Annotated in this window: 16 protein-coding genes; 11 read left to right on the top strand and 5 right to left on the bottom strand. The window is 69.1% G+C overall.

From position 1 onward, the window contains the following. The first annotated feature begins 475 nt into the window (after positions 1-475). Entirely contained in the window at positions 476-1,246 is a 771-nt protein-coding gene (locus tag OG509_RS42275; RefSeq protein ID WP_331740716.1) for a transposase, read from the top strand. 136 nt (positions 1,247-1,382) lie between these two features. Here the strand turns inward: OG509_RS42275 and OG509_RS42270 are convergent, their stop codons facing one another. Together OG509_RS42270 and OG509_RS42265 are read right to left on the bottom strand one after the other, a co-directional pair. Beyond that, positions 1,383-2,219, bottom strand: a complete 837-nt coding sequence (locus OG509_RS42270; protein ID WP_331740713.1) for a hypothetical protein — start codon at positions 2,217-2,219, stop codon at positions 1,383-1,385. 168 nt (positions 2,220-2,387) lie between these two features. Further along, positions 2,388-2,630, bottom strand: a complete 243-nt coding sequence (locus OG509_RS42265) for a hypothetical protein (protein ID WP_331740711.1) — start codon at positions 2,628-2,630, stop codon at positions 2,388-2,390. Positions 2,631-3,112: 482 nt separating this feature from the next. Between OG509_RS42265 and OG509_RS42260 the strand changes: the two genes are divergently transcribed. From OG509_RS42260 to OG509_RS42250, 3 genes are all read left to right on the top strand, one after another. Continuing rightward, complete coding sequence (locus tag OG509_RS42260; protein ID WP_406187949.1) at positions 3,113-3,274, top strand: hypothetical protein; 162 nt, start codon at positions 3,113-3,115, stop codon at positions 3,272-3,274. A 202-nt stretch (positions 3,275-3,476) separates the two neighbouring features. Beyond that, entirely contained in the window at positions 3,477-3,686 is a 210-nt protein-coding gene (locus OG509_RS42255) for a helix-turn-helix transcriptional regulator (RefSeq protein WP_331740707.1), read from the top strand. A 566-nt stretch (positions 3,687-4,252) separates the two neighbouring features. Continuing rightward, complete coding sequence (locus OG509_RS42250; RefSeq protein ID WP_406187948.1) at positions 4,253-5,608, top strand: hypothetical protein; 1,356 nt, start codon at positions 4,253-4,255, stop codon at positions 5,606-5,608. Positions 5,609-5,637: 29 nt separating this feature from the next. Here OG509_RS42250 and OG509_RS42245 read toward each other — a convergent pair whose 3' ends face one another. Both OG509_RS42245 and OG509_RS42240 read right to left on the bottom strand, forming a co-directional pair. Next, positions 5,638-6,459, bottom strand: a complete 822-nt coding sequence (locus OG509_RS42245) for an HNH endonuclease (protein ID WP_406187947.1) — start codon at positions 6,457-6,459, stop codon at positions 5,638-5,640. Positions 6,460-6,491: 32 nt separating this feature from the next. Further along, the gene (locus tag OG509_RS42240) at positions 6,492-7,907 is read right to left on the bottom strand and encodes an AAA family ATPase (RefSeq protein ID WP_406187946.1); all 1,416 of its coding nucleotides are present in this window, start codon (positions 7,905-7,907) and stop codon (positions 6,492-6,494) included. A 639-nt stretch (positions 7,908-8,546) separates the two neighbouring features. On the opposite strand from OG509_RS42240, the gene OG509_RS42235 reads away from it, so the two are divergent. The 6 genes from OG509_RS42235 (at position 8,547) to OG509_RS42210 (ending at position 13,993) form a co-directional block, all read left to right on the top strand. Further along, complete coding sequence (locus OG509_RS42235) at positions 8,547-8,951, top strand: hypothetical protein (RefSeq protein ID WP_406187945.1); 405 nt, start codon at positions 8,547-8,549, stop codon at positions 8,949-8,951. Positions 8,952-8,968: 17 nt separating this feature from the next. Then, the gene (locus OG509_RS42230; protein ID WP_406187944.1) at positions 8,969-10,375 is read left to right on the top strand and encodes a mobilization protein; all 1,407 of its coding nucleotides are present in this window, start codon (positions 8,969-8,971) and stop codon (positions 10,373-10,375) included. Positions 10,376-10,399: 24 nt separating this feature from the next. After that, entirely contained in the window at positions 10,400-11,740 is a 1,341-nt protein-coding gene (locus OG509_RS42225; RefSeq protein WP_331740689.1) for a hypothetical protein, read from the top strand. A 40-nt stretch (positions 11,741-11,780) separates the two neighbouring features. Beyond that, positions 11,781-12,179 (top strand): hypothetical protein, encoded by a 399-nt coding sequence (locus OG509_RS42220; RefSeq protein ID WP_331740686.1) that lies wholly within the window; start codon positions 11,781-11,783, stop codon positions 12,177-12,179. Positions 12,180-12,916: 737 nt separating this feature from the next. Beyond that, positions 12,917-13,201, top strand: coding sequence for a hypothetical protein (locus tag OG509_RS42215; RefSeq protein WP_406187942.1), 285 nt, complete (start codon positions 12,917-12,919; stop codon positions 13,199-13,201). A 12-nt stretch (positions 13,202-13,213) separates the two neighbouring features. After that, positions 13,214-13,993 (top strand): helix-turn-helix transcriptional regulator, encoded by a 780-nt coding sequence (locus OG509_RS42210; protein WP_331740680.1) that lies wholly within the window; start codon positions 13,214-13,216, stop codon positions 13,991-13,993. Positions 13,994-14,010: 17 nt separating this feature from the next. On the opposite strand, the gene OG509_RS42205 is transcribed toward OG509_RS42210, so the two are convergent. Continuing rightward, entirely contained in the window at positions 14,011-16,530 is a 2,520-nt protein-coding gene (locus OG509_RS42205) for a Helicase associated domain protein (protein ID WP_331740677.1), read from the bottom strand. A 113-nt stretch (positions 16,531-16,643) separates the two neighbouring features. Here OG509_RS42205 and OG509_RS42200 point away from each other — a divergent pair, with 113 nt between their 5' ends. After that, positions 16,644-17,027 carry a hypothetical protein gene (locus tag OG509_RS42200; RefSeq protein ID WP_331740674.1) on the top strand — a complete coding sequence of 128 codons (384 nt, stop codon included), beginning with the start codon at positions 16,644-16,646 and terminating at the stop codon, positions 17,025-17,027. The last annotated feature ends 292 nt before the right edge of the window (positions 17,028-17,319 follow it).

Here is a 17,319-nt window from a genome sequence, read left to right as displayed (position 1 = left end):
GGTCCCGTGGAGACTGCGTGTCAGCGGGAGATCCTCTGTCCTGCTTCGGTGAGGGTCAGTGTGAGGCACCCCAGCCACGTGCCGGATTGCGGGTACTCCCAGTTGTCGGCGTCCGCCAGGACTGCGGGAAGGTCCTGCCTCGGGATGGGGGGACCGGGCTGCTCACCGAGAGAGCCATCCGGCGCTGTCCAGGGTACGAGTCGGCACACTTCGATCCATCCTCGGTCGACGAGTGGAAGGAGGATTGGGACGAGAGCCGAGGCGGGCCCTGTGCCCAGCGGCTCGTCGAGGTCACCCCGGACACCGGGGAGGATGTCGATCTCGGTGGCGTTGATCATGAAGGCGCGCTCGGCAGAGGACAACTGGTCTGTCGCTGGATAAATCACGTGCAGAGTGTCGCAGTCCAGGAAAGCGGCCGGCGAGAGACCCCGGTGGCTCCCTGAAGAAGTGGTCCTATGGGCGAGATGATCTCGATGTGACTGGTGTGATCTCGGCGTCAAAGCCGTCCTGGATAGCCCCGTTCTCGGGGCTGAGCCCGCGGGCCTTCGGGAAGCTGGTGACGGTACTGCGTCGTGCAGGTGCGGACTCGGTCCGCAAGGGCCGGCCGTGGAGCCTTCCCTTGGAAGACCGGACCCTGCTGGTCACCGCGTACTGGCGAACGAACCTGACCATGCGCCAGCTCGCCCCGCTGTTCGGGGTGTCAAAGTCGGCGGCGGACCGCATCATCGACCATCTCGGGCCGATGCTCGCGCTGCAGCCCCGCAAGCGGTTCGCCAAGGACACCGTGCTCATTGTGGATGGCACCCTGGTTCCCACCCGGGATCACACCATCGCCGAGCGCTCGAAGAACTATCGGTACTCCACGAACCACCAGGTCGTCATCGACGCCGACACTCGCCTGGTCGTCGTGGTCGGCCGGCCGCTCGCCGGGAACCGCAACGACTGCAAGGCGTGGGAGGAGTCCGGCGCCAAGGCCGCCGTCGGCAAGACCCTCACGATCGCCGACGGCGGATACCCGGGCACCGGACTCGTTATCCCGCACCGTCGGCAGCGCGGCCAGAACGAACTCCCGGACTGGAAAGAGGAGCACAACAAGTCCCACAAGCAGGTCCGGGCCCGCGTCGAGCATGTCTTCGCCCGGATGAAGACCTGGAAGATCCTCCGAGACTGCCGCCTCAAGGGCGACGGCGTCCACCACGCCATGCTCGGCATCGCCCGGATGCACAACCTCGCCCTCGCCGGGTAGATCAGCGGGCCGCACAGCGGCCAAACGTGCCCGAGGCGACCCGAAGATCATTTACGGGACAGTCCTTAGATGGAACTGTCGCTCCGCCGGTGTTGGCATTGGACATTCCCCTCCTCTGCTCGTTCTGCCTGGCTGATTAACCAGATTCGCGAAGGCGCCTCAAGAACCTTTTGAGCGAAGCCATGAGCTCCTCCGGGTTGTCCACCGCCTCAACCGTGATGCGGTCCACGAAGGCGAAGCCCGCATCCCGGAACAGGTGGTCTCGGGACGTGTCGACGGCACGGCGCACTCGGTGGTGCGGGCCGTCGATCTCCAACACCCCGGCGCGTCCCTTGTAGGCGACAACGACGTCGGGCTCGCACGTACGACCGGGGACCCTCCCGAAGGGGAGGGGAAAGATGGAGATGGTCTCTTCGGGCGGCAGATCCCTCTCCTGCAAGTACTTCAAGGCCCGGTACACCCGCATCTCCCCGGCGTTTGTGAATGCCAGGCGGTCTTCCAGGAACGTAGGCTTCTCCGGCATGGCTCGTCGAGCCTGGTTCGTCGGGCGGTTGCCGTTCAGCATGCCGTCCAGATGCTCCCGCCAGTCGGGCCCGACGCTCGGCATCGTCTCGCGAAACCCGATCCACTCGATGCCATAAGCCAGCCGACGCGACACTCGGTCAAAGGTCTCGCGAAGATCATCCTGGGCGCTCTCGGACAAAGTCGCGAAATCCGCAGGGTCGAAGTCCAACCAGAGGTCCAGGGTCTGGTCCTGCGAGTCATACTCGATCTCCGCTGCGCGAACCTGTCGGAGTTGCTGTACCAACTGGATTTTTCCGCGCTGGAAGAGCAGGGCGGCCATATGCCCAAGCAGCGAGTCGGCCTTCGCCCGCCGCTTGTCTGCCTCCGGTGCACGGTCGTCGTTGATGATCTCGTCGTAGGTGCGTCCGGCCGATATGTCCGTCCCAGACCTGTTTGCCCGCTCCGACACTGCCCCTCCCCGTGCTCGCCCTGGTGCGCAACATACCTGCCAGCACTGACATTTCTGGCCGATCCGTGATCCCCACCTACACCGACGGGAGTCTCATAGCGGCGACGTATCGACTGCACGAGTCTCTCTACTCGGAGAGTTATGCGATGGCCCCTCCTTGACCAGGAGCTACGCAAGGATCGCTGTTGCATCACTCGGCGGGACACCCTCTTCCGGATCGAGGTAGCCGCCCTGGCTGGCGGCCCGGCTAACGTCCGCGTAGACGAAGACTCGCACTTCGTCTACGCCGGGCGTCCGCTGCAGGCGGCAGGGACCGCTGGACAGAAATAGGCCGGAGACCCGGTGCGCCGCTTCGAGCGCTGCCTCCTCGCGGCCCCGGATCTCGATCGTGATCACGCTCTCGTCGCTCATGATTCGGAGAACTCGGAAATCCGGGGTCTGGGTTCTGCTGCACCCGGCGGGACCACTCCTTTGAGCGCGCGTCGTGGGCTCGGAGCATGCCGCTCATGTGGATTACCGCGTCCGATCCGGCAGACGCGCTCGGGCACGGCGATCACGGTGACGGAGCCAAGCGAGCCACAGGTCCCGCTTATGTGCGGACTCCTCCGGCGTGAGGACCTGAACCAGCAGGACGATGCCGGGGATGAGGAAGCCGAGCACCACGGCGATCGTGACCGTCCACCACGGCGCGCCCGCCCAGAGCAGAGTCGTGACAATGGCCGTACCACCAAGCGCCCCTACCGCTACCGGGCGTGTGGTCCCCGGACGGGTGGGCGTCCCGCCGCTTGGCTGCGAGGCTCGGACGATCATCGCTTTGCCTCCCGCCGCGGGGTGATCGAGATGCGGGTCTGCTCGGTGATCCGCCCCGTAGACAAGGCCGCCAGCACCGGCGGGTGGTCGTATCTGCACAGCTCGGCGGCGAGCACCTCCCACAGTGGCCGTGGGAACTGCCGATCGACGCGTTCACGGACACGGTCCACGTCGTGCTGTACATCCGCAGGCAGGGGACTGCCGCTGCCTGTCCGGCCTCGGCCGCCGGTGCCCTCCCCGTGTGAACGCATAGCCTTCCTTGATCCTCTCGCCAGGCCTCTGTTGAGGCGCCATCCCGTGCACCCGAGGTAACCGTGTCCGGAGGGTGTCCGGACAGCCCTCTGGGTCAGCTCCAGCACCTGTCCGGACGGATCCCGGACAACCACGGACACCAGGCGCGAGTGCTCTCTACGCTGGGCTCGCATAGCCCATGACCGGAGGCAATCGTTGGACCCGACCGCCGACTTCGCCCGCTTCCTGGCCCAGCAGAGGGCGAAAGCCGGCGCACCGTCCCTGCGCCAGCTGGCCGCGACCACCGGGTACGGCAAAAGCACGATCAGCGAAGCGCTCGCCGGCCATCGACTGCCCACGTGGCCGGTCGCCGGTGCCCTCGTGGAGACGTTCGGCGGTGACGTTGACGAGGCCCGCGAACGCTAGGCCGCCGCCAAGGGGGGCGCGCCGCTCCTGGAGGCACCGGACTGGCTCACCTCCGTACGCGCGAACATTCCCGAGCTCGTCACCGGACGCAGCTTCGTACAGGCCAGCGCGCTGGCCGCGACCGACCCACGGCAGGCCCTGGCGTCGAGCTGGGAGGTCCTTCGTCTGACCGCTGTGCAACTCGCGCACGCGCTTCACTGCGACATCCCGGGGGCCTGGTCCTCCAACATTGTCGCCACGTTCCGTCGCGCCGAAGAGACTGGCGCGCTGCCCGCCGGGACGACGGCGGTCGCGGAGACCGTTCACCGATATCACGTGGGTGCCCAAGTCCGCCTGGAGGAGACGCCGCCAACGGCCGAGGTGCTCCAGATCGTTGTCCTGGCATACCGCCTGGCTTGGGAGACACACGACGTCATCGACGCGGCAGAACCTGCAACCTCAGCGCCCACGCCCCAGTAAGCCCAGTCACGACGCTGCCGACGCCCCGTCTTCCTGACGGGGGTGTCGGTCCCTTCTGTGAGGATCGACGGATGGCCGCTAGCAGGGATCGCTCGACTCTTCGACAGGTGGTGGGCGATGTCGTTGCCGGACTCACCATTCACACGAACGACCGGCTCAACACTGTGTTCGCGGAGTTGGGCATGCCCGAAGTCCCAGAACAGGAATCCAAGCGCAAAAGGGTGGAGCTGAGCTTCGCGCAGGTCCCCGACGAGGACCTCTCGCTCGTCGCTACCCGGCTCTTGGCCACGAGCCAGGGGGACCCGAGGCAGAGGTTCCGGATCGAGGACGTGCTCTGGGCGGAATCGTCCCCACCGGAGATACCGAAGAGGGTTCGGCGCGAGCTGGCCCGGTCCCTCGACCTGGCCGCCATGACCCCCGACGAACCAAGGTTCATGGCGATGCTGAGCCGGTTCTGGCCGCTCGGCGAGCAGAGTCCCCTGCTCGAAGCGATCGTCTTCAATTCAGGACCAGGCCTGAAACACCGTATCGAGCAGCATGTCTTCCGGAACCCTGGAGACTGGACGGCCGAGATGCTCTTCGAGAACCTGGGCGCCTTCGAGGCCGGCGACGCCAGGATCGCCCGGTTCCTCGAAGCGATGGTCTCCGCCGACGTCCTCCTCGACGAATCCGCACAATGGATCCTCGTGGACGCGATCAACGAGCACGTCCGCAGCGCAGGTATCGAGCTGCGAGAGACAGGCAGTGAAGGCGGCTACCCACGCTTCACCATGGTCTCCACCCGGCTCGCCGAGAACCGCAAGCCGAAGAACATCATCTTCGCCTCCCTCACCAAGCCCGACATCCGCTTCAAGAACGCGATGGACAACGACATCGAGATCGTCGGCGACCCAGAGAACCAACTGGTCTACGACCGCGAGACACCCGATCACGGCCTCCTCTGGCGTGACCTCCAGGCCTGGTGGCAGCACACGCGCAAGATCTCGGATGAAGCCGAGGCCAAGGCCTCCCTCTACAAGAGGCTTCACCGCTGCCTGCCTGACAATTCGCCCGGACAACGGAACTTCTTCGGCGCCTACCACCATGTCCTTGGCAACAGGGTCTACGACCTACCCGTGCTGTTGCCCGAGGTATGGCTGCACTGGGACCACCGGACCGTCCGCGAGCGCGGCCCCCAGGCGCTGCTGCGCTCCCGCATGGACTTCCTCCTCCTGCTGCCGCAGGGACAGCGCATCGTCGTCGAAGTCGACGGATCCCAGCACTACACCCGCGACCGAGGTCAGCTTCCCGACAGCGGAAAATACGCAGAAATGATGGCCGCCGACCGTGACCTCAAGCTCAGGGGATACGAGGTTTTCCGGTTTGGTCATGACGAGCTCGAAGAAGCCCGCGACGCCCATGCCCTCCTGGAACAGTTCGTGCCGGCGCTGTTCCAGCGCTTTGATCCCGCAGCCGGCAGCTGAACCTGTCCGCCACACATATCCAGACCTCGTCAGTTGAGGAAGGAGCCGCGGCAAAAGGAGGGGTCATCTGCCCAGGTCTGGTACGCGACGCCTTCCCAGCCGTTGAGGCGGTACCGGAGCCGGGTCTCGGCAGCGTCGAGGAGGTAGTCGCGGACCATCGCCTCGCCTCCTCGTTCTAGCTGGCTCTTGAGCGAGTGCTGGATGCTGGCAAGGGTCCGGCTGGCCTGCACTCCGTAGAGGTGCCCGAGTTGCAGGACACCGAAGTGGTGTCGAACCCGTGCCGCGAGTTCCTCGGTCCAGCCCTGCGGAGCTGACACGAGGTACTTCAGCGTGGGGTGCTCAGGGTCCGTGATCCGTGCCGCGAGCCACTGGTCACCGTCTATGTCATCGAAGTACGGATGGAGCAGTGTGGTCTCCCGGCTCGACGGCGCGTAGTCACTCTTTGAGTGATTGCAGTCGCCACAGGCCGGTACAAGATTGAGCGGGTTTACGCAGATGGCTGGGAAGCTGCTCTTGGGCATGACGTGGTCGAGCTGGCTGACATCGCGGTGTCCGCACAGGGGACACCGCTCATCTTCAGCGGAGTACTTGAGTGCGTCGTATATCGAGCGACCTGGCCCACGCTGATCGGCCATACCGCGCGTATAGATCCACTTGGCGGCGTCCTTGTCATCGACGTTGGGCACCTTGAAGCAGGAGTCTTTGAGCGCATGCAGCGTGCCGGCGGTGGCGGCGGCGAGGTACTGGCGGGCAGCCCTTTCCACAGCCGGCGTCGCGTCGTCCAACCGCGTACGCCGCTTCTCTTTCCCCTTCTCGGTGACGCTTGAGATGCACTGCTTGTAGGTGTTCACGGCGGTGTGTATGGGTCTCGTCAGGGGCCACATCAGAGGTGACCGTCCGGGTCGTTCTTCTCTGCGAGGAGAACGCGGACAAGGCCCTTGGCCTCGCTTCCGAGCTTGTTGCCGAAGCGGTCGAGGACCTCTTCGTAGGTGTCCAGCTGACGGACGGCTCTGCGGATCTCGGCGTAGAACCCGGAGTCCATGACTTCCAGGCCGAAGATTTCGTGGGTGAGTACCCCGACGTTTTCTCCGTAGGTCTCGATCCGGGGCCGTCGTGGCCAGCATGTGTCGCCGCTCAGGTTGAGCTTGTAGACGCACGAGGCGGGCACCTCTTGCAGAACGACCGGTGAGTGAGTTGCGACGATGGCGACGGCGTTGCGGTCCGTCAGCAGGTCCGAAAGAACTCTGACGAACCCAGCCAGTAGCGGCGGGTGCAGATGGGACTCAGGCTCGTCCAGCAGCACCAGCGACTGCTCGGCGACCAGCTCGATGAGCCGAGTCATCGTGAGTAGGACGATGGCATGGCCGGAGCTGAGTGCCTTGAACCCGTGGAAGACCTCATCCCCCCAGCTCTCGCGGCACTCATCCGTCTCGCACTCGAAGAAGGACCGCACAGCCTCATGTATGGGTGATTGCGCGAACTGCGGGTCGCTTCCAAGAGTGTCCATGTAGGCGTGCCACTCTTCGTGCCTGCCCGCGGCTCGGATCTCCGCCAGACTGGCCAGAAACTCCTCGTTCAGCGTCTGGGCCGACTTCCGCTCGCCGGGCATGCTCCCTCGTACTCCGAGGCCGATGTACTCGTACGTCGTTGCCGATGCATGGTGAGACACGGGAGTGAAGGGATCGAAGGCGCTGAAGCTGACCGACACGACATTGACGAACTTCGTGCCAGCACTCCCAGACGCAGTGGGAAGGTGCTTCACACGGCCGAAATCCTCAGGCCTATCTGGGAACAGCGAGGCGTTGGCGATGTTCCAAAGCGTTGTGGTCTTGCCGACACCGTTGCGCCCGATCAGGACGTGGACGTTCGTCGGGGGAGTGGAGTTCGGCGTCACGTCGAAGGCGAGGGGCGGAGGCTTGGGACCGTCAATCAGATCCGCCCCTGGTGCGGCGAAGCTGAAGCTGTACTCGGTGCGGAGCACGCCTCCACTGGCGACGCGGTTGTACTGGCCCGATACCGTGTCCGCCTCGACGCCCCGGAGCAACGACACGGTCGTGACCTCATGCTGAAGAGCCACCTCGAACACGGCAGGGCTGAAGGAGATGTCGCCTAGTGCCGTGAGGATCCCCTCTCGGGCCGCAGCTCCCAGAGCGCGAAGATTCTGGTAGTAGTCGAGGTCTCCGAGAGAGAACCACTGCGGCGGCTCGTTGAACTCGTTGAGCCTCTCGAACGCGATCTGGCCCAGGCTGCTGGCTCCCCTTTGCTGGTTCGCTGAGCCGATCTTGACGGTGCCGATCAAGACGGGTTGCTGAGTGCCCAGCGCCGGTTCGCGAACCCACAACCTGAAGGTGGTCCGGAAGCCGAAGTCATCCCAATCATCAGGGACGAGGAAGGCACCGAGAGGGCCGGCCGTTGCTGGATCCTGACGCCGATGCAGAACCACGAACTGCAAGCTGACCCTCCGGAAATGTCAGTGAGTGGGCGTTCTGCTCCCCCGCAGACCTGCCACCTGGATCACCCGAACCCTACCGTCGCCAAAGAGGGCAAGCCCCAGTGACTGAAAGCCCTCGCCGCACCAGCGCGCTGCGCCGCCTGAGGTTCAACCACTGGGTGGTCGTCGCTTCGTGTGTCTGGTGGGGGTTGGGGGGTGGGTGGTGGTGGGTTGGTGTGGGTGGGGGTGGTGGGTGTTGTGGGTGGGTGCGGGCTGGTGGGGTGGGGTTGTGGGGTGGTGGGGGTCGCTGGTTGGGGTGGTTGTGGGCTGCTTGGTGGCGTTTTCGGGGTGTGTTTCGTGTGTGGGCTGGGAGGATTTTTTCGGGCATTAAAAAGTGGCAGCCAGTTAGTGCGGAATGGAACATTACGCGCTAACTGATCTTGTTTTTGTTCCGGGTCTGCGGGCTCTTTTCCGGGGTGCCGGGTGGTCGAGTTAGGGGTGGCTGGCGTGGTGGCTGGTGTGGGTGGTCGGCGGCGTGAGCGGGAGGTGGGGGAGCGGCGTTCGGAGCGGGTGGGCGTGGCGTTCAGTGCGGCCGAGTTGGCGGTCGTGCGTACGGCTGCGGGCCGGGAGGGGATGTCGGTGGCGGGGTGGGTGGGGCGGCAGGCGATGGCGGTCGCGCAGCATGTTCTGGTGCCGGTTTCCGCGGACCGCGCGGATGTCCTGCGTGAGCTGGTGATGGCGCGCGCCGGCCTGCGGGAGATCGCGGTCCGCCTCGACGCCCTCGACGGTCTCGACGCTGGCGGTGCGGCCGCTGGGGCTTCTTCGGGGGTCTTGGACCGGGTGCGTGCGGCGGTGGTGCGGGTGGATGAGGCGACGGTGGCGGTGATGCGGGAACGCCGGTCCCGCACGTGATGCCGAAGAAGCCCGACATGGGCGACGACACGTACACGTTGCTGGAGTATCTCTTCGGTCCGGGCAAGCGCGACGAGCACACCGATCCCCACCTCGTGGCGGCCTGGGACCCCGATGTGCCGTGCCCGGCGAGGCATCCGGAGCGTATCGGTCTGGGGGAGCTGGCGGACCTCCTGGACGCCCCTGTGGAGGCGTTGCGCGGGGTGCGCCCGGCCCGGCATGTGTGGCACGTCTCGGTCCGCAACGCGCCCGGCGACCGGACCCTGAGCGACGCCGAATGGGGAGAGGTTGCGGCCGCGATGGCGGACGCGTCGGGTATCGCCCCGTACGGGGATGAGCGTGCCTGTCGGTGGGTCGCGGTGCGCCACGCACCGGATCACATCCACCTGGTGGCGACCCTCGCCCGCGTCGACGGACGCCAGCCCCGCCTGCGCGGTGACATCCTCGCGATGCACGCCGCTGCCCGTGCTTTCGAGGCCCGCTGGGGGTTGACGGCGATGTCGCCGCAGGACCGCACGGCGGTGCGTCGGCCGTCGACGGGGGAGTTGGCGAAGGCGGACCGGCGCGGCCTCCTGGAGACCGCGCGTCAGTCCCTTCAGTGCACTGTGCGGACCGCGGCCGCGCTCGCCGCCGGTGACACCGACTTCCTGGACCGGCTGCGTGATGCGGGTCTTCGCGTACGGGAGCGCCGCGACGACGAAGGCACCCTTGTCGGGTACGCGGTAGCCCTTCCCGGCGACCGCGCCGACGCCGGGAGCCGGCCGGTCTGGTTCTCCGGGAGCTCCCTCGCGTACGACTTGTCCCTGCCCCGGGTACGGGAGCGCTTCGAGCCCGCCCTCGGGCCGGTGGACTGGGCGGTGGCGGAGCGTCTGGTGCGCGAGGCGGCGGCCGAGTTGTCGCGTTCCGGGCGGGCGGAGGGTGCGGGTGATGTGGCCGCGCTCGGCGACCTCCTGGTGGCTGCCGCTGCCCATGCCCCCGTCGCGGTTCGGGAGCGGATCGTCGCGGCTGCGGAGGCCTTCGAGCAGGCCGGGCGGGCGCCGGGTGAACGGTCGTTGGAGGGTAGGGCGCGGGCGGGTTGGCGGGCGTCGGCGCGCGCGTTGGAGCGGGCCCCGCGTGCGGCTCGGGGCGGCGGCGCGATCGTGGTCCTCACCTTGTTGGTGGCGCTGGTGGAGGCGGTGGAGGCCTCCCGCCTGTGGCACGAGGCGCAGGCCCATCGCGCGCAGGCGAAGGCCGCCTCCGAGGCCGGACGGCTGCTGCGCGAGGCGGCCGCCGTGGCCGGCGCACCGCCCTCCCGTACGGGCCCGGTCCGTACCGCGCGCACGTCACCGGCGGCGGGCCGTGGCCCGATGACGCCTGGTGCCGTTAGCGGTGTGCCGCCCCGTGCACCCGGCCCGCCCCATACCGGTCCGGGCAAGTCCCGCTGACCCGCCCGCGAGGAGAGCCCCGACGTGTCCACCCCCGCCGCCGCCCCGGATCCTGCCGCTGTTGATCCGTTCGCCGAGTCGATGGCCGAAGCCGCCCAGACCGCGGCGGCGGCCTTCCGGCTGATGATGACGATCTCCGACGCGGTCCGCCGCGCCGCCCAGAAACAGCGCCAGGGCCAGGAGGAGGAACTCGCCGGGCCGGAGGAGAAACTTGCCCCGGGCTGGGCCGCCGACGCACTGCGCCCGCTCCTCGACGACCAAGTGCTGGCCGGCCTGATGTCGGGTGCGGACTGGCCGGTGATGGCTGGGCAGATGGTGCTGCTGCAGAAGGCGGGCGTCGACCTGACCACGTTCCTGCCCCAGCTCGGCCAGGTGGCCAAGACCGTCTACCAGGCGGTTCAGGCCAACCAGACCCGCATCACCGCGGCGGGCACCGACCGGTGGGCCGACCTGCTCAAGGCCACGATGCCCGAGGGCCTGGTGCGCGACGCGATCCTGTCCTCCCCGGCCTGGCCGGACATGGCCGCCAAGATGGCCCTCCTCGATCAGCGCGGTGTCGATGTCGCCGGGTTCCTGACCGCCGCGCACGGCCAGGGCGTCGGCGTCGACCGCGCGGTGGCCGCCCTCCTGGCGCAGCCCGGCGCCGCCGGACCGGCCGCCGGACCGGCCGCCGGGGTTCCCGCCGCGCGGCCCGCCCCCGCCCCCGACCCGTACGCGGCCGCCGCCGCCCCGGCCGCCGCCGCTCCCGCTCCCGCTCCTGCTGCTCCTGGTCCTGCTCCGGAGCCGGTGGTGGTGAGTGCGGATGCCCGCGCGATGTGGGGGCCGTTGACCGAAGGTCTGAAGGTCCCGAACGACCTGGACCTGTCCGATCGGGCCGCCGCCCTGGAACAGATGGGCGTCGGTGCGGCGGCCAACAGCCGGCTGGTGGGCATCGTCAAGGACTATGTCGGCTCCGAGCGGGAGACGGCCTTGCTGGTGGCCACCCGGGCGTGGCCGCTGCTCGCGGCCCGCATGGCGGGCGTCGCTCGCGGCCCGGAAGGCGAGGCGGGCCTGCGCGCCCGGTTGAAGGCCGGGCTGGGGGACGACCCCGCCTGGGAGCAGGGCCCGCCCGGCGAGTTCGCGGGCCGCATGGTCGGCCAGGTCCTGCGCGCCCTGACCACCCCGCCCGGCGGCCCGGTTCCCGACGGCCCCCGCGTCTCCGCCACGGCGGCCCGCTCCCGCTCGACCACCACCCCGCGGGCGCGGCTCCCGGCCGGGCGGCGCCCGCGGAGGCGGCCCGGCCCGCGTACCGGCAGGCGGCCGCGCCCGCGAAGGGGTCGGGACCACGGCGGTGATGGGCGGTCCGGTGTCGAGCGAGGGGGGTGAGAGGGTGGCCGCGTCAGCTGCATGGGGGTGGCCGGTGGTGATGAGCGGGAGGCAGCGCCGTGTCACCGGCAGCGTGCTGGCCGGGGCGGTGCTGGCGGTGTGCGGGTGGTGGGCCGGCCGGGTCGGGTACGGGGCGGTGGGCTTGGTGTTGGGCTCGTCGGCCGTGCTCGTGGTGCTGGCCGGCGCGTGGCGGGCGGGCGCCCTGTACGTTCCGCGGCCCTCTCCACCGTCGCGGGATACCGCGCCGCGTCGGCTTTCGGTGCGGGAGCGGGCGGACCGTGAGAGGTCGGCGCGGCTGCTGAAGGCGATCGCTGCTGTTGCCGTGGCCGCCGGGGGAGCGGGTGGGCTCTCGGAGTTCGAGCGGATCGTGCTTCACGGCGTCGCCGTACGCCCGGGTCGGGAGTATCCGCCCGTCGGCCACGGCTACCCGCGTCCGTGAACGCAATCGCGGATTTCAGTCCCGTCAGTCCCCGTGATGCGAGGGGCGGCGGGATCGAAGGGGGCTGGTGGGCCGGTTGCTCCGCCTGGTCGTGGCCCTGCTGGTCCGTGGACCGGTTCACGGTTCGGGTGGTGTGGGGGTGGGGGTGGGAAACGGGTCAGGGCCGGTCCCCGGGTGTGGGGGCCGGCCCTGGTGTGAGGCACTCGCGCGCCAACGCGGTGCTCTCTTTGTCCCTGCTGCGGAGTCACCTACTTCAGGGGTCCGCCGGTTTCCCGACGTTGTGATGCCCACCGTGCCCTCTTTGACTACACGAAGACAACTTCCGCTTGGACGCGCGTGGACGAATGGGGTAGGGAGCCGCCCTGCACGGGCGTTGCTCGGGGGTCAACCGGCCCCCGGCGTGGGGGGCGGCCACGGGGGCCGGTGTCGATTGGAAGCGTTTACGCAGGTCAGAGCACCTACTGACGATCCGTCATCAAGTGGCACTGGGTCAGGTACACCGATGAACGAATCAGCGGACATTCCCGCCTTTTGGGATCCTCGGTGGGAGAACCGGGCTTCGTGTGCCGGTCACGTTCTGTCATGCTTGTGACCCCCGGGAAAAGCGACGCCAATCGCCCCTGCGGGAGCGCCACTTGGCGCGGAGTCACCGATGACGGGAGGGCGCTGTCCCGCGCCCTCCCGTCCCTCGACTACTTCAGGGGCGCCTTGCCCGGCGTCCCGGACAAGGACGTGTCATGGGAGTAAGGCAGGAGCCTGCCCGCTCGGACGGACGGCAGCCCGGAGTGCAGCACCGGACGCCCGGTCTGACGATGCCGCAGGCGGTCGTGATCAGCGTGGTGTTGGCGGTGGTGTTCGTCCCGGCGGTGGTGCTGAGCCTGCGGGGGATGCCGATGGGCGACGTCTTCCGGCTGCTGGGCGGTGCGGGCGGGATCGGCGCGGCCTTGATCATCGCGGTGATGCCGGGCAGTCGCGGCGTGCTCGCGGCGGCGGTCCGGGCCGCTCTTCAGGCCGGCCGGTAGGGGGGGCGGGTCATGGGACGTCGTGAACTCCCCGTCGACTACACGGTCCGGGCGCGCGGCGAGCTGGCCGCGGCGCTGCGGCAGCTGCGGGCGCAGTCCGGGCTGACCTACGACGAACTCGCTGCCCGGACCGGGCTGTCGGCGGCGACGCTCAAGCGGGCCTCCTCGGGCCGCACGGTCCCGTCCTGGACGACGCTCACCGCGGCCTGCGGCGGTGAGCCGCAGGGCGGGATCGTGGAGCTGTGGAGGTCCGCCCGGGCAGCCGAACGCGGCCGCCTGAAGAACCTGCGCCGCCCCCCTGCGCCCGAGCTGATCACCACGGCCGGACAGCTCAGCGAAGCACTGGAGTACTTCTACGAGAAGGCCGGCGCGCCCTCGCTGCGCCGGCTCCAGGCACGGGCGGGAGGCGCGCACCTGCTGCCGGTCAGCTCGGCCGCGCGGATCGTCGCCAGGCAGGCACTGCCGGCCAGCCGCCAGCAGTGCGCCGCCTTCCTGAGCGCCCTCGACGTCGTGCCGGGCGTGGTACGGCGCCTGGCCGACACCTACGACCGACTCACGGCACACCCCACCGACCCCTGGCGCGCACTGTCCGATCTGGAGGCCGTACGGCTCTTCGCGGCCGGCACCTCCGACATCAGGGACCGCCACCTGGGCGCCGCCCTCCGTATGGCCGACCCGAGCCCCATCCCCAGAGCCAGCCGAGGGGCGGAGGAGATTCTGCGGCAGCTCACCGCCGAGCCGATGCGAGTAGGCCGTGACGGCCCCCGAAAGTCGCACTCCCGGGCGGCCTGACCAACCCTCACCCCGGTCTACCGCGCCCAGTCGATGCCGAGGTCGGCGAGCGCGGCGAGCTGGGCCGGGGTGAGCCGTTCGCGGCGGGACTTGGCGTTCGCGTACCAGATCCCGACCCGGTGGACCGTCCCGTCGGGCATGGCCTGCACCGCACCCCGCCCCGGCAGCCGGCCTTCCGTGGAGACGTACCGCGCGAGGGCCTGCACGCCCTTCTGGAACGCCTCGCCGCCGCGCCCGGACGCGGGCGTCGTACCCGCCGTCGCGGCCGCCGTGGGTGCCCGTACGACGCGGGCCGGGGTGATACCGAGCGCACCGAGCCGTTTCTGCTGCTCGGTGTTGAGCCGGGCCCAGTCACGTCGTTGGGTGGCCAGCCACCGGCCGATGTCCTCGCCGTGCCGGGTCACTCCCGGGGTGACGGAGGCCGGGCGGGCGCCTTCGGCCAGGAGCTGGGCGAGGTAGGCGTAGTGCCGCTGCCAGTCGACCGTCCACCCGCGTACGGCGGGGTTCCAGTCCGGATCGATCGCGGCCAGCGCCGCCGCCCGGCGTCCGGCGCGTACGGGGTCCTTCCCGAGCCCGCCGGGCCGACGCACGTTCGTCAGCCACTGCCCGATCTGGACGTCGAGGATTGCCGCGCCCCGCGGGGCGGCCAGGGTGCCGTGCAGCCGGTGGTACGCCCGCGCGGCGGCGAGGTTCTCCTCGAAGGCGGCGTCGGCGGTGTCCCAGACGATCCCGAGCTCCTCCAGCTCGGCGGCCCGCTCCCCGGTCATGGTCCCGGCGCGGAACGCCCTGCGCTGGTCGGAGAGCCACCTCCCCAGCGGGTAGGGGCCCTCGGTGTGCTCGTAGGGCACCTGGAGGTCCCCCTCGCGCTCCCGGTACCGGAACGCGGCCTCCACGCCCCGACGCCAGTCCTGCCGCTCGGTGTTGAACACCTGGTACGAGATCCACTTCGCGATCAGCGCCGGATCGCGGGGTGCCGCGAACCGGAGCAGCAGCCGGTTCTCCTCCTCACCCTCCTCGGGCGCCTTCCCGACCAACGGCGACGGCTGAACGATGCGCTTCTGGTTCTCCTGGGGAATTGCGAGCATCTCCACGGCACGTTCATCATGCGCCCGCAGCCCATTCAAAACCCGAATAAGGGGGCCATACGATTTCGACGTGAGAATGTCCTCGGGATTCTCATCCTCCCGCAAAAAGACCGGAACAATCAGCGTCGCCATCTTCCCCTCCCCGGGCTTCTGCCGCAGAGCCCGCCCGATGGCCTGGACAATGTCGACGGCCGATCCCTTGGGGTCGATCAGAGCCACCGAGTCCACCGCCCTGATATCCACGCCTTCCCCGAGAACCCGACAATTCGCGAGCACGGCGCGCCCGGCGCGGCGGCCGAAGTCGGCGAGCACGCCGGCCCGGTGCTCCGCCTCGTGCTCCCCGCGCAGCCACCCCGTCCACACCTTCGCCGGATGCCGGACCGGATCCACGGCGTGCAGCCGGCTGGCCACCCGCTCCAGGCCCTCGGCGAAGGCCTGCGCCTCCACGGTGCGGTGGTGGAAGGTGATCGTCGTCTTCAGGTCGTGCTCGGCCATCGTCTCCAGCAGCGTGGTCTGCACGGCCGCGAGCCGCTGCCCGCGCAGCTCCTCCTCCCACCGTTCCTCGCTGTAGAGCCGGGCCGGGGTCACGACGGGGTCGACCAGCTCGGCGACCACGACCTGATAGCGCGCCAGGAGCCCGCGGGCGATCGCGTCGGCGAGCGACAGCTCGTAGACCACCGGCCCGAAGACCTTCGGGTCGTCCATGGAGCAGGCCATGTCCTTCGGGAGCCGGTCCCACCGCGACCGCGGCACATACCTGCGCCCCTCGTCCTCCGCCTTCTGCCGCCGCTCGGCCTCTTCCCGCCGCCGCTCGGCCGCCTGCTCCAGCTCCTGCGCCCGCGTCCGGGGCGGGCGTTCGGCCCAGATGCGGGGAGTGGCCGTCATGTAGAGCCGGCGCCGCGCGGGGATCACCTCCTGGCGGTGCACATCCGCCCAGGCCTTCCCCGCCGACCCGCTCGTACGGTGCGCCTCGTCCACGACCACCAGGTCGAAGGCCTCCATCTGCAGCCCGTACTCCCCGCGGTGCGCCTCGGCGATCACGGGCAGGGAGGCGTACGTGGCGTACACCGTCACCGGGCCCCGGCCGTGCCACAGTCCGAGCTGCGGCGCCGACGTCGTCGTGCGCACCTGGAGCCCGTACAGCTCGGCGTTGTCCTCCAGCGAACACACCGCGACCGCGGGCCCGTCGTGGCCGGCCGTACGCCACTCCCGCGCGGTCTGGGTCAGCAGGTCCAGCGTCGGCAGCAGCACAAGAACCCGCCCGCCCCGGGCGAGGCGCAGCGCGGCCGCAGCAGCGATGAACGTCTTCCCGGTCCCGCACGCTGCCACCACCGTTGCCCGCAGCCCGGTTTTGGGGATACGCTTTCCCGGCGGAATATCGAGACCCCGGACGATCGCTTCGACAGCCTCTTCCTGGTGAGGCCGCAGAGTAATTTCACCGCTCTTCTGCATTCTTCACTCCGTGGGAAAGATGCCCGGGGAGGCAGTGGTCAGGTTCTCGGGATCCTGCACAGTGCATCTCAAGATGATGCACACAGACGACTGTACCGGAACGAGGTCCTGCCGTGAGCGGGATCATCTCGCCGAACGGGGTGGGCATGGGCTACGGAGCCGAGCAGCGGGAGATCGAGCAGGCACTGCGCCGGAAGGCGATCGGAGGAGCGTCCACGCTGGAGATGCTCACCTGGCTGAGAGGCTACCTGGAGACCCGCATCAGCGATCCGGTCGACCGTGACGGAGCGGTCGCCTTCTGCATGATCTCGACGTTCACAACGGTCTTCGACCTCGGACTCACACCCGGACGGTTCATCGCCTCCTGGGACCGGTTCGGAGGCCATCTGGACGACGAGGAACTGGTCCGCAGACTGGGCCCGCTGATCCTGGCACCGGACGTGGAACCCCTACCCTGCGAGTGCGAAGCCAACTGCGGCGGATACTGGGTCCGATAGCAAGCCCAGCCTCTCCCTGCTGCTGGCGCCCGCGAAGCGGGCCGGCCTGGAGGCGGAGCCGGAGGGGCCCAGGCGGGGGAGCGGAGCGGACCCGCCCAACAGGCCGAAGGCCCAGACCCCGTGAAACGGGGTCATCCAAGGCCGCGCAGCGGCCCGTTCGTGATGAAGCGAAGCGGAATCACGAACCCGTCCGAAGCGAAGCGCAGGACGCGGCCCGAAGGGCCGGCCCTGGCTCGGCGAAGCCGCGCCCCGCCGAGCGCAGCGAGGCGGTTCTCTCCTGGGGCGCGCAGCG

Origin of the sequence: Streptomyces sp. NBC_01006 (assembly GCF_045162725.1) — a bacterium.
Taxonomy (GTDB): Bacteria; Actinomycetota; Actinomycetes; order Streptomycetales; family Streptomycetaceae; genus Streptomyces.
Note: the sequence above shows the minus strand (reverse complement) of the source record. Positions and strands in the feature narration are given on the sequence as shown.

Bases quoted from the DNA above. Each gene is read 5' to 3' on its own strand.
- OG509_RS42265 (WP_331740711.1), bottom strand. From the start codon at position 2,630: ATGAGCGACGAGAGCGTGATCACGATCGAGATCCGGGGCCGCGAGGAG.
- OG509_RS42230 (WP_406187944.1), top strand. From the start codon at position 8,969: ATGGGCGACGACACGTACACGTTGCTGGAGTATCTCTTCGGTCCGGGC.
- OG509_RS42220 (WP_331740686.1), top strand. From the start codon at position 11,781: ATGAGCGGGAGGCAGCGCCGTGTCACCGGCAGCGTGCTGGCCGGGGCG.
- OG509_RS42215 (WP_406187942.1), top strand. From the start codon at position 12,917: ATGGGAGTAAGGCAGGAGCCTGCCCGCTCGGACGGACGGCAGCCCGGA.
- OG509_RS42210 (WP_331740680.1), top strand. From the start codon at position 13,214: ATGGGACGTCGTGAACTCCCCGTCGACTACACGGTCCGGGCGCGCGGC.
- OG509_RS42205 (WP_331740677.1), bottom strand. From the start codon at position 16,530: ATGCAGAAGAGCGGTGAAATTACTCTGCGGCCTCACCAGGAAGAGGCT.